We start from the raw sequence: 15,872 nt of genomic DNA, 5'->3' as shown, positions 1-15,872 counted from the left end.
ATGTCGGTTTATTCTTCGAGGGTAAAGCTTTTCAGTATGGTTTCCGGAAGGGTGTCTGCGGAGTCGGAATAAAGGATGGACACGTAAAAGCCGCTCGTATTGTCTTTGGTCAGCAGGTAGCAATACAAGCATTTGTCGCTTTCGCAATCCCCGGTCAGTTGTACGCCGTAGAATTGCGGAAGTTCGAAATCGGTGACCTTGCTTTGCCGGGTCACTTCGTCATCGGCGGCTATGTTTTTCAGCTCCTGGGTTAGTTCGGAGCGTTGAAAGCTTTCGCCTTCCAGTAATTGCACCGTAATATAATAGGTAGGAGTGCTGAGAATAAGGCCTTCTTCCGAATCGTCTTCTATGGTATAGCCTGCGGGAGCCTTGAAACTTACCCCGTAGGCTTGCCATGTAAAGGGCTGCAACGTTTGTGCATAAAGCGTTGTTGCAGAGAGTGCCATAAGTATCATGCTTAGGACTATTGTTTTCATGCTTGTCTTCGTTCTACTACCTTACGGGCATATACTTCTTCTTCTTTGTTTACCATTACCAGAATTTGTCCGCCTACTTCGTTATAGGGAGAGGTAATCACCCCTAAGCTTTCGTCTTTCAGCATAGCAGATACACCTGCCGATTCCAATAATCCTTTTACCAATTCGGCTTCCCAAAGGCTTCCCCGGTAAACCTCAATCAGTGAACCATACGATTTTGCTTCCATATCTGTATATTTTTAGGTTATCTATAACCAAAGATAGGAAAAGTTTTTAGAATAACGAAAATAAATGGGCAAAAAGTATCGGAATGTGGGAAAGAATCTTATTTTTGCAGGGATTTAAATTGATTGTTATGAGCATTACCGACATTTTGTTACAAGTAAGACAGGCGTCGCGCTCGTTGCCTCTATTGGAAGAGGAGCGCATCAATGAAGTGCTTCGCGCGGTTTCGGAAACGATTTTGGAGCGTACCGATGTCTTGCTGGAAGCCAATGCGGAAGACTTGCGGCGCATGAATCCTTCCGACCCGAAATATGACCGTTTGAAGTTGACTCCCGAACGTTTGAGAGGCATCGCTTCGGATATGATGAATGTGGCTTCGCTGCCTTCTCCATTGGGCAGGATATTGGAAGAAACGGTGCGTCCTAACGGATTGCGCCTGAAAAAGGTGAGTGTGCCTTTCGGGGTCATCGGCATTATCTATGAAGCGCGTCCCAATGTGAGCTTTGATGTGTTCTCATTGTGCTTCAAGAGCGGAAGCGCTTGCGTATTGAAAGGTGGGCATGACGCGGATTGCTCGAACCGTGCCATCGTATCTTTGATTCACGAAGTGTTGCAACGGTTTAACTTGGATGCACATCTCGTGGAACTCCTTCCGGCGGAGCGGGAGGCTACGGCGGAACTGCTTCATGCCGAAGGGCTGGTCGACTTGATTATTCCTCGCGGGAGCAAAGGCTTGATAGACTATGTGCGCCGTGAAGCCACCGTGCCGGTTATCGAGACAGGGGCAGGTGTGTGTCATACGTATTTTGATGTATCGGGTGACTTGAAAAAAGGTGCTGCTATCGTGAATAATGCCAAGACACGCCGGGTAAGCGTATGCAATGCCTTGGATTGCTTGCTGGTGCACCGGGAACGTCTGGCGGACTTGCCTGAATTATGTGCGCCCCTGCAGGCATCGCAGGTGATTTTGTATGCGGACGGACCTGCCTGTCAGGCACTCGAAGGGCATTATCCCGCCGCATTGCTTTGTCCTGCCTCGCCGGAAAGCTATGGCACGGAATATATGGATTATAAAATGGCTGTCCGTACCGTGTCGGGTATAGAGGAAGCACTTGCCCACATCGATGCCTATAGTTCGAAGCATAGCGAATGCATTGTGACGGAGGATAAAGATACCGCTGCTTATTTCCAGCGCATGGTAGATGCGGCATGTGTGTACGTCAATGCACCCACATCGTTCACCGATGGCGCCCAGTTCGGGTTAGGGGCTGAGATTGGCATCAGTACGCAGAAGCTCCATGCCCGCGGGCCGATGGGCTTGCGCGAGATTACCACTTACAAGTGGTTGATAGAAGGAGATGGACAGATTCGAGATAATTAATAAATGACAATTAATAGTTATAACTGTATGAGAACTTACACGAATGTATTTGACCTGGGCGACCTGAAGACCGCCCTTTCCGAAGCTTTTGAAATCAAGAAAGACCGGTATAAATATGAGGCATTGGGCAAACACCGCACTTGCTTGCTGATATTCTTTAATAATAGCTTGCGCACACGGCTTAGTACCCAGAAAGCCGCACGTAACCTGGGCATGGACGTAATTGTGCTCGATGTGAACCAGGGAGCGTGGAAGCTGGAGACCGAGCGTGGCGTGGTGATGGACGGAGATAAGAGCGAGCATCTGTTGGAAGCTATTCCGGTGATGGCATCCTATTGTGATATTATCGGTGTACGCTCGTTTGCCCGTTTCGAGAGCCGCGAGGATGATTATACCGAAAAGATTCTGAATCAGTTTATCCAATATTCGGGCAAGCCGGTATTCTCCATGGAAGCTGCTACGGGACATCCGCTTCAGGCTTTTGCAGATTTGATAACCATTGAAGAATATAAGCGTACAGAGCGTCCGAAGGTGGTATTGACATGGGCACCCCATCCGCGTGCCTTGCCTCAGGCTGTGCCCAATTCGTTTGCCGATTTCATGAACGAAGCCGATGTGGATTTTGTGATTACGCATCCTCACGGCTACGAACTCGACCCGAAGTTTGTACGTGGCGCCAAAGTAGAATACGACCAGATGAAGGCTTTCGAAGGAGCGGATTTCATTTATGCGAAGAACTGGGCATGTCCGGGTGTGACCAATCCTGCTGATTATGGTAAGGTATTAAGTAAGGATATGAGTTGGACGGTAGATACAGCGCACATGAAAGTGACGAATGACGCGTTCTTCATGCACTGTCTTCCGGTACGCCGTAACATGATTGTGACCGATGATGTGATAGAAGCTCCTACTTCGTTGGTAATCCCTGAAGCTGCGAACCGTGAAATTTCGGCAACGGTCGTGTTGAAGCGTATGTTGCAAGCGTTGTAAGTTAATAGTTGCTAATGAATAATGCGAATCAGGAGTTAAACGTAGTTATGTTTCACGGGAGTTATCACTTCGTTCAGGAGTTATACTTCACGCGGTATTTATTTTGTGCATTTTGTATATGCCACGTAGTAGAGACGATGTGCACATCGTCTCTACAGAAGCGGCGCAAAAAGGTATTGGCATCTAACTCCCAGTCCGCCCCTGCGGGCGATAACTACCTATAACTCCCTTTTAACTCCTGATTGGCATTATTTAGAAGCTGTTTTGAATTTATCGTGCGATGATTTGGGATGAGTTTTTGAGGCATTTTCGCTTGTGTGATGAGGAAGATAGCGGGCTATCTGACGAAGAACAGGAGCGGAAAGGACCAAAAAATCGCCCAAAGCACACACGAAAACGGATACATCAAGCCAAGAAAAACTTTTTGGAGAAATTCAAAACAGCTTCTTACTATTTTTCCACTTCCTTGCCGTATTCTTTCCAATTGTCAAATCCTTTGTCGAGGTTGTAGACTTTATATCCTAAGTTGGTAAGGATGCGGGCGGCGTTCCGGCTTCTGCGTCCGCTTTTGCAGTATACAGCCACAGGACGGTCTTTGTCGAGCATTTCTTCGGCAGCAGCGGCAAAATGGTCTTCCAGTGCATTGATGTTCAAGCTGCCCGGAATGTGCCCTTCACTATATTCTGCTACCGTACGCACATCTACCCGTTGCACGTTTTCATCTTGAATCAAGCGGTCGAACTCATCGGACGTGAGGTTCTTGAATTTGTCTTGCGGTCTGGCGCTGCATGCCATCAGCCCAAACAGGCATGCAAATACGAAGAAAAAGAAATAAATGCTTTTTATCATAAACTGAAAAGGTTAATATGTAAATTCTCTGTAAGTTATGCCTTCTTTGTAGGTGTTGAGGTAAAAACGTATCTTGTCGCCGGTGTGCAAAGTATCCCGATAAAGTCTGAGCGGTACGGAAAGATAAGTCGGGTCGGTAAACGCTTCGTAATCATGATTGCTGTTGTGGTATAGGCGTAAGTATAATGTACGTATGCCTTGGGTATCGGTAGTGATACTGTCTTCGATGAAATGGAAAGCATGTGACTGATCTTTCCGTTTTACTTCTGCTATCAGGTTCAAGTAATCGCCCGAACGCCAGATGCTTTGGATGTCTACAGGGTCGGTATAGATGCTGTCTTTCCATTCGGATGCTTTAGCCGGATAGGGAGAGATGACGATGCTGCTGGAATATAGCATAACTTCCGCTTCTGTTTGGCTGGCTTTTTCGGTCAGGAATTGATAAATAGAAACAGTACGGTAGATTGTATCGGCACGAAGTCCGTCCAAACCTTCGCGTGGCTGTACCCGGTAATGTCTCCCGTTATCAGCGGCCAACTGTGTAATGGTTCCGCTCCCGTCTGTCTGGATGTCAATGAATTCGGTTATGACATCGGGATAGACGTATGTATCTTCTTTGCAGCTTCCTGTAAGAAGCAGGCAAAGAAGAAATGTGATAGGAAGTATCTGTCTGGTCATACATGTAACGCTTTCAGATGATTAATGGTCGGATTGGCATACATTGTTAAGATGCATTGCCGCAAGAACGGGATATCTTTGTCGGGAAGGTCTATCATGTCAAGCTTCTTTTGGAGGTAAGCTTCAAATTTTGCTTTTTCTTTTTCGTCATACTTGTCTGCAAAAGTTTGTTTGCCTTCCAACAAATCACAAGCAATGTAGTTTCCCGGATACAGGCGGTAGTTACGGTGTATGTGCAGGTCGATAAGTTGGGCTGCTTTTACAAATAACTCATTTTTCGGCAATCCGCGCAGAGTTTCTAATTCTTCGTTGAGGCAGGGGGCGGTCTGGAAATACACCCTTCCTTTGTATCCGAAAATGCCCGTCTGCATATTGACCAGGTCGTCTTTTTGCGTTTTCTTGAATCCTTCGATGTCACGTTTCTGCTGCATTTCTTTGGCTTTCAGGAAATCACAGGGGTCGTATTCATACGATAAGGAAGTCGGAACAATGTTCAGTTCCTTTAGCGAGTCGACGACATCGTCTTTTCCGGCTAAAGCCAGCATTTTCAGTACGCTTTCCTGTGTCCGGTCGTTCGAGTCTTTGGCGCGTCCTTCGCGTTGGGCTATCCAGATATTTTCTTTCTTTTCCGTAATGGCAAAATGGATATAGCGTGACATGCGTGCCGAGGCTTGCAGCATTTGGCGCATGCTGAGTGCGCGCTGTACGATGAACGACTTGTTTACCCGCACCAGTTTCTTTATCCACGGATAAATAAGCAGGTTGTCGCCGATAGCGATTTCCACTGTATTGGGGAATTGGTTATCGAGCAGGCCTAAAGAAAGGAATCCGGGGTCGAGCACAATGTCGCGGTGATTGGAGATAAAGGTATAGTTCTTTTCTTTATCGGGCAGAGAAGAAGCGTTTAATGTGAATCCGTCACTATGCTCTTTGATGATTTTATGGAGTAAAGGGTAGAAAATGGTGGCTTGTACCTCCAGGTTTGTCTTGCATTGGTGTAGCTGATGGCTTAACGCCTCAAGAGGAACTCCGGGCATTATTACGTTGATAACAGCCTGGAAATCAGGGTCAGCCACAAGCTCATCGAATACTTGCGGAAGTTCTTCGGGGGTATACGGACGTATCTCGTCGAATTCAGCAGGAATGTTCATGATACTTTGTTTTAAAGTTTGTTCCAAAGATAAGCATTTTAAATGAAGAATGAAGAATTAAGAATGAAGAATTCCATGCAGACAAGGCAATTCTTCATTCTTAATTCTTCATTCTTCATTTCGAAAAGTTGTCTTCTATGATGTCTGTCATAATTTCTTTCATATCGATACCGGCGGCACGGGCTTGCTGGGGGATAAAGCTGGTGGAGGTCATGCCAGGCGTAGCGTTGATTTCAAGCAAGTTGATTTTTTCGCCTTCGGTGATGATATAGTCTACACGTACAATGCCCCGGCATCCCAGGATATCGTAAATGGCAGAGGTGAGCTTTTGTACGCGTCCGGTCAGTTCGGGACTGAGACGTGCGGGGGTGATTTCGGTCACCTGTCCGTTGTATTTGGCATTGAAATCGAAAAACTCGTTCTTGCTGACCACTTCCGTGATAGGCAACACCACCGACTTGTTCCGTGTCTTGTAGCATCCGTTCGCCAGTTCAATGCCGTCCATATAGGCTTCTATCATGGCGTCATCCGATTCGGCGAAAGCCGCTTGCAGGGCAGGCTGGATTTGTTCTTTGGTCTTCACCTTGGTCACGCCGAAGCTCGAACCGCTGGCATTGGGCTTGATAAAGCAGGGCAGTCCGATTTTTTCGATTACTTCTTCATCGCTGATGCCGTTCCGTTTGTGTACCAGCATGGATTCTGCGATACGTACCCCGAAACTCTTCAGGTATTGGTTTGTCATGAACTTGTTGAAGGTCAGTGCCGATACCAATACGTCACACGTAGAGTAAGGGATGCCGAGCAGTTCGAAATAGCCCTGCAGGATGCCGTTCTCGCCCGGTGTGCCGTGGATGGTGATGTAGGCGAAGTCGGGCTTTATCTTTTGCCCGTTCTCCATAAAGCTGAAGTCGTTTTTGTCGACTGTGCTCTTCGAGCCGTCTTCCAAAATGGCATTCCAGCCTTTGTGACTCAGTTCGATGACATATACCTTATATATCTCCTTGTCAATGAAAGAATAGATTCCTTCTGCACTTTTCATGGAAACATCGTGTTCCGACGAGTCTCCTCCTGCTACGATAGCAATGATACGTTTCATGATTCTTCTCGATTACTGATGTATGCTCTCCATTTTTCCAGCAAATGTGTCATGTCTTCGGGCAATTCGGATGTGAAAAACAGTTCCTTGCCTGTGCGGGGGTGAACGAATCCCAGTGTCTTGGCGTGCAGCGCTTGCCGGGGACAAATGGCGAAGCAATTGTTCACAAATTGTTTGTATTTACTAAAATGAGTTCCTTTTAATATTTCGTGCCCTCCGTAACGCTCGTCGTTGAACAGTACGTGTCCGATGTGTTTCATGTGTACACGTATCTGGTGCGTGCGTCCGGTTTCGAGTACGCATTTCACGAGGGTGACATATCCCAGACGTTCCAGTACCTGATAATGCGTTACGGCATGTTTCCCTTGGGTAGGGTCGCTCATCACCGCCATCTGCATACGGTCTTTCGGGTTGCGCCCGATATTGCCCTCGATGGTTCCTTCGTCTTCATCGATGATGCCCCATACCAGTGCATTGTATTCACGTTTTGTAGTTTTGTTGTAGAATTGCATGCCCAGATGGGTTTTGGCATCCGGAGTCTTGGCTATGACCAACAGGCCGGACGTGTCTTTGTCTATACGGTGCACCAGCCCTACTTGCGGGTCGTTCGGGTCATACGTAGGCACATTGCGCAGGTGCCAGGCGATGGCGTTTACCAACGTGCCGTGATAGTTCCCGCAACCCGGGTGTACCACCAGCCCTGCCGGTTTGTTTACCACCATCAAGTCATCGTCTTCGTACACAATATCCAGAGGGATGTCTTCGGGGATAATGTCGTTTTCATACCGGGGACGGTCCATCATGACGGTCAACACATCAAGCGGCTTTACTTTGTAGCTGCTTTTTACGGGTTTCCCGTTTGCCATGACGTATCCGTTATCTGCAGCCGTTTGGATACGGTTGCGCGATGCGTTGACAATCCGTTCAAACAGGTATTTGTCGATGCGTACCGGCGCTTGCCCTTTATCTACCGTTACACGGAAATGTTCATACAATTCGGGCGGGGAGCTCACCGGCTCGATGTCGTCGAGGGAATCGTCCAGTTCGGTTATGTCATCTATCTCCATTCGTCTGTTCATCTATATTCGTTCGTCTTTTCAACTATATTAAAACCACGATTCATCTACTTGCGCTTCGTCCTCTTCCTTATTGAGCTGGAAGTTGAGCGAATCGTTGGCAAGCGAGTCACGCAGGTGGGTATTGCCGATGCATAAGGTGAGCAGGGATTCGAAAGGAATCCGGTCTCCCGATTTCAGCTTTTTGCCTCGGTATTTGATGCCGTACACCCAGTCTTGTTCTCCCGGAACCAGTTCGGGTTCGGTCAGCTTGAACTTCATGGCTTTCAGCTTGGCGGCGGCCTGGCGCACGGAACTGTTGTCGATGATATCGGGGATTCTTACGCGGGGCACTTCCCGTGTGTTGATGGTCAGGTAGACCGTCCGTCCTTCTTTTACCCGCATGCCTGCTTCGGGCTTTTGTTCGAGGACAATGCCCGGCGGGAGTTCTTTTACATAGGTCGAATCGACCACTATGCCTTGTATGTGCTGGTTGTGGAGCAGAAGCTGGGCTTGTTCCAATGATTTATGCTTGATGTCAGGCACAACATACGATTGTCCGTGATGCGTATAAGCGTCGAGCCAAAACAAAGTTCCGCCGATGCATGCAAGGATGGCAACTGCCATGCCGATAAGGTTCAACCAGAAGAAACGGTTTTGTTTGAACGAAAAAAAGTCTTTCAGCTTTATCATAATGACCAATCAATGATTATCGAAGGCAAATATACAACAAAAAAGAAAAGCCACAAAATACTGTCTCAGCATCTTGCGGCTTTTGGCTTTTTTCTTTCTAAGGCTTATGCTTTTACGCCGTTGTATTCGTCAGAGACGGTCAGTTTCTTACGACCTTTAGCACGACGTGCAGCCAATACGCGGCGACCGTTAGCGGTTGCCATTCTTTCACGGAAACCGTGTTTGTTTCTTCTTTTTCTGTTCGAGGGTTGATAAGTTCTTTTCATCTTTCGTATCTAATTATGTTATTATTCCTTGCGTTCGGGGTGCAAAAGTAGTGACTTTTTTTTAATAAACCAAACGACAAATCATTTTTAGACAAATCTTTTTGTGTTTTTCCCTGATTTAGATTAATTTTGCACCCGAATTGAAAGTAAGAAGATAATTCAATAATCACAATAAATAAAGATTTTAGTTATGATTAATGCTCAAGACATTAAGATTGGAACCGCAATCCGCATGGATGGCAAGTTGTATTTTTGCATCGACTTTTTGCATGTAAAACCGGGTAAGGGTAATACCTTTATGCGTACGAAACTGAAAGATGTGGTAGACGGATATGTGTTGGAACGCCGCTTCAACATCGGTGAAAAGCTGGAAGACGTACGTGTAGAGCGTCGTCCTTACCAATTCCTTTACAAGGAAGGCGAAGATTATATTTTCATGAATCAGGAAACTTACGAACAAGTCCCCATCGCTCACGATTTGATTGAAGGCGTTAACTTCCTGAAAGAAGAAATGGTGGTAGATGTGGTTTCTGACGCTTCTACTGAAACTATCCTGTTTGCCGAACTTCCGGTAAAAGTTCAGTTGAAAGTCACTTATACCGAACCGGGCTTGAAAGGTGATACCGCTACTAACGCTACAAAGCCTGCTACGCTGGAAACAGGTGCTACAGTGCGCGTGCCTCTGTTCATCAATCAAGATGAGACCATTGAGGTTGATACCCGCGACGGTTCATACGTAGGCCGTGTGAAGGCTTAATCGATAGGACTACTCCTTATTATATTATATAGGCTGCATTTTCGTGTCAAACAAGAATGCAGCCTTGCTTATTTTAGGAAAATCTGAAGTATGTATTGCATGTGTGGCTGAAAAAATTGCTTATTTATCGTTTTCTCTTAAAAATAGAACATAAGTCATATAAATAGACCTTGCGTATATTGGGGATTTCTTCCATTTTTGCATCCGGCTTACAACAATTCGTGTAAGTTATTTGTTGATTAACTAAACTTTAATTTGAAGGAAATGAAAAAGAATTTGTTTTTTTATGTGTTTGCCGTGCTTTGCACGATGCCTTTCTTCACTTCATGTAGTGATGATGACGATCCGGTAGAAACTGTCTCTGCGGCGGACTCTGTCATTGGTGATTATCAAGGTAATTTGAGTATTGCTTTGGTTACAGATGGGGTTTCTGTTCCTACGGGGGATGCTATTTCACAGACCATATCGGTTGCGAAAGCAGGAGACAATGCAGTAGATTTGCAGATTACAGACTTTACATTTATGGAAATGCCTATAGGCAATATTGCCTTGGAAAATTGTCAATTGACGAGCGCAGGTGATAATACCTATAATTTCACAGCTACTTCCAGTTTGGCTGTAGCGGGGATGCTTGAAGCTGATATTGATGCTACGGGTACTTTTGAGAATGGGAAATTGAATCTTGATTTAAACATAGACAATGTATCGTTGTTGGGAAATCCTGTTCCTTATACAGTGGAGGTGACTTACGAAGGTACAAAAGCTGCCAATTGAAAATGAAAATTTTTGGAGCACGGGTGTGAGGAGAGGTTTCTCGCTTTCCGTGCTTTTTTATTTTTATTGGTGATTCAATTTTGATGAAAATGAGAAAATATTTGTTTTTTTACTTGTTTGTTGCAATATGTATAGCATCGTTGTTTACATCATGTGATGAGGATGATGATGTAATAAGAAGCAGTGAAGCGAATATAACATCGTTTACTTTTGACACAACGGTAGCGGCCAATGCTGCAGTATTTTCTCAACCGGTAATAGATGAGGCTAATGCTACTATTACTTTTAAGGCAGAAGAAAGTGGTGATGTAAGTGCTTTGGTTCCGACTATTGAAGTTTCAGCTGGTGCTACGGTAACTCCGGCAAGCGGTTCGGCTGTAAGTTTTGCAAGTGGCTCGGCTACATTTACTGTAGTAGCTGAAGATGGTACTTCTAAGACTTATACTGTTTCTTGCAATATGGGTAGCCTTATCCAGTACGATTTTGAAACATGGGCTACTCCCGAAGGTGCTATGTATCCCGAAGTGGTAAATCCCGAGGGTTGGGCTACTTGTAACGATGCTGTAGCTTTGATTAAGAATATGGGACCTATATTTGGTGGAATTACTTATACGGGTGAATATCCGGTACGTCAGACCACAGATGCTCATTCAGGAAGTACAGCTGCTATGCTGGAATCGGTTGATACGCAAGGTGGAAGTATTTTGGGACAAACTATACCGAAGGTGACTGCCGGATCGGTGTTCTTGGGTGCATTTAATGCTTTGGCTGCTATGGCTGACCCGATGGCAACGACTGAATTTGGTATTCTTTATGATAAAAAGCCTGTGAAAGTATCAGGTTATTATAAGTACACTCCGGGTGCAGAGTTTTATAATGCCGCAGGTGAATTGCAGGCAGACCGGCAAGATGCTTGCGCCATCAGTGCTGTTCTGTATGAAGTGGAAAGTGAAGATGAAACGTTGAATGGAAGTACCATCTATACATCGGATAAGATTGTGGCAATGGCTTCGTTCGGTACTGGAGAAACTGTAGCTGAATATACTCCGTTCGAACTGAATTTGGAATATGTAAAGGATTACGATGCCAGCAAGACATACAAGTTTGCCGTTATCTTCTCGGCTAGTGCAGACGGAGCTGCTTATAATGCAGCTGTAGGAAGCACATTATACATTGATGATGTAACAATTGAAAATGAAGTTGTAGCCGAATAATTTTTGCTATAGCTTTTAAGAAGCTGTTTTGAATTTATCGTGCGATGATTTGGGATGAGTTTTTGTAGAGACGCAAAATCCTGCGTCTTTACTATGAGGAAGATAGCGGGCTATCTGACGAAGAACAGGAGCGGAAAGGATCAAAAAATCGCCCAAAGCACACACGAAAACGGATACATCAAGCCAAGAAAAACTTTTTGAAGAAATTCAAAACAGCTTCTAAAGCAATACGGAAGAAAGTGCGAAGCCTATGAATATTTATTCGGCTTCGCACTTTCTTCTTTTATAAAATAGTAGGATAAGCTGTTATCTGATAATGAATAAAATAGCCTCAACTTTTTACGAGTTGAGGCTATAGAATATAGGTCTAAAACCGTAGGATTTTACTCCCATTCAATTGTTGCAGGTGGTTTTGACGAGATATCGTAACAAACGCGGTTTACGCCTTTTACCTTATTTATGATGTCGTTTGAAACTTTTGCCAAAAATTCGTAGGGGAGGTGTGCCCAGTCTGCCGTCATGGCATCGGTGCTGGTTACGGCGCGCAGGGCAACGGCACGTTCGTAAGTCCGCTCGTCGCCCATCACACCTACGCTCTGAACAGGGAGGAGAATAACGCCTGCCTGCCATACCTTATTATATAAGTCCCAATCGCGCAAGCCTTGGATGAAAATGTCATCGGCATCTTGAAGGATGCGTACTTTCTCGCGGGTGATGTCGCCTAAGATACGTACGGCAAGTCCCGGTCCGGGGAAAGGATGGCGGGTGATGAGATGTTCTGGCATGCCCAGCTCACGTCCGACGCGGCGCACTTCGTCCTTGAACAAGAGGCGGAGTGGTTCGCAGAGTTTCAGGTTCATCTTTTCGGGCAGACCGCCTACATTGTGATGGCTCTTGATGACCGTGCCTGTGATAGACAGAGATTCGATGCAATCGGGGTAGATAGTACCTTGTGCCAGCCATTTCACATCGTTGATTTTGTGTGCTTCTTCATCGAATACATCGATAAAGCCTTTGCCGATGATTTTGCGTTTGCGCTCTGGTTCGGTTACTCCAGCCAGTTCGGTGAAGAACTTCTCGCTGGCGTCTACGCCGATTACGTTCAGCCCGAGGCATTCATAATCGTGGAGTACGTTGCGGAATTCGTTCTTGCGCAGCATGCCATGGTCGACGAAGATACATGTCAGGTTCTTTCCGATGGCTTTGTTGAGCAATACGGCGGCTACCGATGAATCGACTCCTCCACTCAATCCTAACACCACTTTGTCATTTCCCAATTGTTCTTTCAAGTGTGCTACGGTGGTTTCGATGAACGAAGCCGCGCTCCAGTCCTGTTTGCCTCCGCAGATGTTTACTACGAAGTTCTTCAAAATTTGCGTACCATCTTCGGTGTGGAACACTTCTGGGTGGAACTGTACGCCCCATAACTTTTCTCCTTCTGCCTGATAAGCGGCAACTGCTACTTTGTCGGTAGAGGCGATAATCTTGAAGTTTTCGGGCAGAGACGTAATGGTGTCTCCATGGCTCATCCATACTTGCGAGTTTTCACGGACATCTTTCAGCAACGGGTTATCGTGGTCGAACTTAGCCAGATGTGCCCGTCCGTATTCACGGGTATTGGCAGGTTCTACCTTGCCTCCGTTGGTGTATGCCATAAATTGTGCGCCATAGCAGATGCCCAAGATGGGGTATTTGCCACGGATGTCGCTCAAGTCGATTTTGAATGCTTTTTCATCGTATACCGAGAAAGGGCTTCCCGACAGGATTACACCGATGACCGAAGGGTCGCCGAAAGGGAACTTGTTGTAGGGAACAATCTCGCAATACATGTTCAGTTCGCGCACGCGGCGTCCGATGAGCTGCGTGGTTTGCGAGCCGAAATCGAGAATAATAATCTTTTCCTGCATATTCAGTTCTGTATAAAATTGAAAGATTGGGCAAAGGTACTCATTTAAATTGAGATTTGAAAACTTATTCGGCATTGAATGATGCACTTTGCACATCCCGGCTGTTCGGACCTACCATAACTTGGAAAGCTCCGGCATCGTATTTATAGACGAGGTCGGCATTGTAATATTTCAGGTCGTCTTCCGTCAGGGTGAATGTTACTGCTTGGCTTTCTCCCTTCTTGAGGGTAATGCGGCGGAAGTCTTTCAGCTCTTTTACCGGTCGGGCTATGTCGGCATATTGGTCGTGGATATAAAGTTGCACGATTTCCGTTCCGTCATAGTTCCCGGTGTTTTTTACCGGAACTGTTACCGTGATGTTGCCGCCTTTGGGTAACGTTTCGGAGCTGAGTTTCATTTCTCCGTATTCGAAGGTCGTGTAGCTCAATCCGTATCCGAAGGGATATAGTCCGTCATTGGGACAATCGATGTAGTTGCTCATAAAGCGGTTGAACGTAGTCGGGTCTCCGTCGGGGCGTCCGGTAGTTGTCTGGCTATAATATAAAGGAAGTTGTCCTACCGTACGTGGGAATGTTGTGGTCAGTTTGCCCGAAGGAACGGTTTTCCCGAACAACACGTCCGCTACGGCATCTCCTGTTTCGCTTCCTCCGAACCATACATTCAGGATGGCAGGCACATGTTCCGATTCCCAAGTCAGGTCGAGCGGACGTCCGGTGAAGAGCAAAACCACAACAGGTTTCCCCGTCTTTACCAAGCCTTCCAGCAGATGACGTTGTGCGTCGGGGATGCGTATGTCGGTGCGTGAGGCTGATTCTCCGGTCATTTCCGCACATTCGCCTACTGCGGCAACGATGACATCGGCACGGGATGCGACCGCCATTGCCTCGGCATACAGTTTCTGGTTGTCTCCCCTTTGTAACGTGCGTCCGCCTACTGCACCAGCTTCCATGCCTGCATCGTAATACACGTTGCTTCCTTTGGCATAGAGAATCTCTGCTTTTCCTTTAGTGGCGGCACGAAGTCTTTCGAGTAACGAGGAGTGTCGGGAGGGGTCGCAAGTCGGACTCCACATACCACACATGTTGTTGGCAGCGTCTGCCATCGGGCCTATCAGGGCAATTCGTCCTTTCATGGCAAGCGGGAGCAATTGGTTTTCATTTTTCATCAGGACGAATGTTTCGGCTGCGATTCTCCGGGCTTCGGCACGGTTGGCTTCCGAATAAGTCTCTGTTTGGGCACGTTCTACATTGCAATATTTATAAGGATTCTCAAACAGCCCCAGCTTGTATTTCATTTCCAATACCCTGCGGCAGGCTTCATCGATGCGGGCTTTCGATACTTTACCTTCGTTGACCGCTTCTTCCATCGGGTTAAGGAAACTTTGTGCTACCATATCCATGTCGGTTCCGGCATTCATCGCCATGATACCCGCTTCCTTCAAAGGAGCGACACCGTGGATCTCCATTTCTGCAATCGAGTTATAATCGGTCACTATCATTCCCTTGAATCCCCATTGCTTGCGTAAGACATCGTCAATCAACCATTTGTCGGCAGTGGCAGGGACGCCGTTAATGGTGTTGAAGGAAGTCATGACCGTACCAACCCCGGCTTTTACCGCAGCTTGATAAGGCGGAAGGTATTCGTTGAGCATCTGCACCCGGCTCATGTCTGTACGGTTATAGTCTCTGCCTGATTCCGATGCTCCGTAGAGGGCGAAGTGCTTGAGACATGCCATCATGCTGCTGTCTGATTCGTGCAGGTTCTCGCCTTGGTATCCGCGCACGTATGCACGTGCCATCATTGCGCCGATGAAAGGGTCTTCACCATTTCCTTCGGCAATGCGTCCCCAGCGTGCATCACGGCAGATATCTACCATGGGGCTGAATGTCCAGGCGATTCCGTTGGCTGTAGCTTCTTTGGCGGAGATTTGCGCCATGCGCTCCGTGGCTAATGTGTCCCAACTGCATGCCAATGCCAGCGGAATAGGGAAGATGGTCTGGTAGCCGTGGATAACATCGGCTCCTACTACGAGAGGGATGCCCAGCCGGGTTTCTTCTACGGCGATGCGTTGCAGTTCCCGGATTTTCTCTACACTCATCACGTTGAAGAATCCTCCCAATTCTTGTTTGCGGATCATTTCGGCTAAGTTGCTGTTTTGTACGGTGCCTGTCGTCAGGTCTCCTCCGGCAGGCAGGTTTAGTTGTCCTAATTTCTCCCGCAAGGTCATTTTGTCCATAAGTCCGGAAATAAATTCGTCCATTTCTTTTTCTTGGGTATTATTTCCCGGTTGTGTACATCCGTATAAGGCGGCGGAAGCAAGTCCTGCTAAAACAAAGAGTTTGTTGATGTGTTTCATGGTC

Annotated in this window: 16 protein-coding genes; 5 read left to right on the top strand and 11 right to left on the bottom strand. The window is 46.6% G+C overall.

Annotated features, from left to right (window positions below; all coding sequences use genetic code 11):
* Nucleotides 1-8 precede the first annotated feature (8 nt).
* Both BACSA_RS07260 and BACSA_RS07255 read right to left on the bottom strand, forming a co-directional pair.
* Nucleotides 9-476 (bottom strand): amidohydrolase family protein, encoded by a 468-nt coding sequence (locus BACSA_RS07260; protein WP_013617460.1) that lies wholly within the window; start codon nt 474-476, stop codon nt 9-11.
* Nucleotides 473-703 carry a DUF2007-related protein gene (locus BACSA_RS07255; protein WP_013617459.1) on the bottom strand — a complete coding sequence of 77 codons (231 nt, stop codon included), beginning with the start codon at nt 701-703 and terminating at the stop codon, nt 473-475. The genes BACSA_RS07260 and BACSA_RS07255 overlap by 4 nt, the downstream gene beginning before the upstream one ends.
* Before the next feature lie 128 nt (nt 704-831).
* Between BACSA_RS07255 and BACSA_RS07250 the strand changes: the two genes are divergently transcribed.
* The gene (locus tag BACSA_RS07250) at nt 832-2,082 is read left to right on the top strand and encodes a glutamate-5-semialdehyde dehydrogenase (RefSeq protein ID WP_041584283.1); all 1,251 of its coding nucleotides are present in this window, start codon (nt 832-834) and stop codon (nt 2,080-2,082) included.
* 27 nt (nt 2,083-2,109) lie between these two features.
* Nucleotides 2,110-3,072 (top strand): Rossmann-fold NAD(P)-binding domain-containing protein, encoded by a 963-nt coding sequence (locus BACSA_RS07245; protein WP_013617457.1) that lies wholly within the window; start codon nt 2,110-2,112, stop codon nt 3,070-3,072.
* A gap of 450 nt (nt 3,073-3,522) precedes the next feature.
* On the opposite strand, the gene BACSA_RS07240 is transcribed toward BACSA_RS07245, so the two are convergent.
* From BACSA_RS07240 to rpmH, 7 genes are all read right to left on the bottom strand, one after another.
* Nucleotides 3,523-3,921, bottom strand: a complete 399-nt coding sequence (locus tag BACSA_RS07240) for a rhodanese-like domain-containing protein (protein WP_013617456.1) — start codon at nt 3,919-3,921, stop codon at nt 3,523-3,525.
* A gap of 12 nt (nt 3,922-3,933) precedes the next feature.
* Complete coding sequence (locus tag BACSA_RS07235) at nt 3,934-4,599, bottom strand: NigD1/NigD2 family lipoprotein (RefSeq protein ID WP_013617455.1); 666 nt, start codon at nt 4,597-4,599, stop codon at nt 3,934-3,936.
* Entirely contained in the window at nt 4,596-5,750 is a 1,155-nt protein-coding gene (locus BACSA_RS07230) for a 1-acyl-sn-glycerol-3-phosphate acyltransferase (RefSeq protein WP_013617454.1), read from the bottom strand. The genes BACSA_RS07235 and BACSA_RS07230 overlap by 4 nt, the downstream gene beginning before the upstream one ends.
* Before the next feature lie 115 nt (nt 5,751-5,865).
* Nucleotides 5,866-6,846, bottom strand: a complete 981-nt coding sequence (locus BACSA_RS07225) for a D-alanine--D-alanine ligase (RefSeq protein WP_013617453.1) — start codon at nt 6,844-6,846, stop codon at nt 5,866-5,868.
* On the bottom strand, nt 6,843-7,925 hold the full coding sequence (locus tag BACSA_RS07220; protein ID WP_013617452.1) for an RluA family pseudouridine synthase: 1,083 nt from the start codon (nt 7,923-7,925) through the stop codon (nt 6,843-6,845). Before BACSA_RS07220 ends, BACSA_RS07225 begins: the two co-directional genes overlap by 4 nt.
* Nucleotides 7,926-7,952: 27 nt before the next feature.
* On the bottom strand, nt 7,953-8,594 hold the full coding sequence (locus BACSA_RS07215; RefSeq protein ID WP_013617451.1) for a PASTA domain-containing protein: 642 nt from the start codon (nt 8,592-8,594) through the stop codon (nt 7,953-7,955).
* 104 nt (nt 8,595-8,698) lie between these two features.
* Complete coding sequence (gene rpmH / locus BACSA_RS19280) at nt 8,699-8,860, bottom strand: 50S ribosomal protein L34 (RefSeq protein WP_007571228.1); 162 nt, start codon at nt 8,858-8,860, stop codon at nt 8,699-8,701.
* Between the two features lie 190 nt (nt 8,861-9,050).
* Here rpmH and efp point away from each other — a divergent pair, with 190 nt between their 5' ends.
* The 3 genes from efp to BACSA_RS07195 all read left to right on the top strand — a co-directional run bounded on the left by efp (nt 9,051) and on the right by BACSA_RS07195 (nt 11,605).
* The gene (efp, locus tag BACSA_RS07205; protein WP_013617450.1) at nt 9,051-9,617 is read left to right on the top strand and encodes an elongation factor P; all 567 of its coding nucleotides are present in this window, start codon (nt 9,051-9,053) and stop codon (nt 9,615-9,617) included.
* Between the two features lie 264 nt (nt 9,618-9,881).
* Nucleotides 9,882-10,391 carry a calycin-like domain-containing protein gene (locus BACSA_RS07200; protein WP_013617449.1) on the top strand — a complete coding sequence of 170 codons (510 nt, stop codon included), beginning with the start codon at nt 9,882-9,884 and terminating at the stop codon, nt 10,389-10,391.
* Between the two features lie 140 nt (nt 10,392-10,531).
* On the top strand, nt 10,532-11,605 hold the full coding sequence (locus BACSA_RS07195) for a PCMD domain-containing protein (protein WP_169311440.1): 1,074 nt from the start codon (nt 10,532-10,534) through the stop codon (nt 11,603-11,605).
* A 383-nt stretch (nt 11,606-11,988) separates the two neighbouring features.
* Here the strand turns inward: BACSA_RS07195 and guaA are convergent, their stop codons facing one another.
* Both guaA and bglX read right to left on the bottom strand, forming a co-directional pair.
* Nucleotides 11,989-13,512 carry a glutamine-hydrolyzing GMP synthase gene (guaA, locus tag BACSA_RS07190; RefSeq protein ID WP_041584281.1) on the bottom strand — a complete coding sequence of 508 codons (1,524 nt, stop codon included), beginning with the start codon at nt 13,510-13,512 and terminating at the stop codon, nt 11,989-11,991.
* 64 nt (nt 13,513-13,576) lie between these two features.
* The gene (gene bglX / locus BACSA_RS07185) at nt 13,577-15,868 is read right to left on the bottom strand and encodes a beta-glucosidase BglX (protein ID WP_013617445.1); all 2,292 of its coding nucleotides are present in this window, start codon (nt 15,866-15,868) and stop codon (nt 13,577-13,579) included.
* Nucleotides 15,869-15,872: the final 4 nt, after the last annotated feature.

This window comes from Phocaeicola salanitronis DSM 18170, from assembly GCF_000190575.1.
GTDB classification, from domain to species: Bacteria; Bacteroidota; Bacteroidia; order Bacteroidales; family Bacteroidaceae; genus Phocaeicola; species Phocaeicola salanitronis.
The sequence above is the reverse complement of the archived record's forward strand: the minus strand, read 5'-3'. Positions and strand labels throughout refer to the sequence as shown.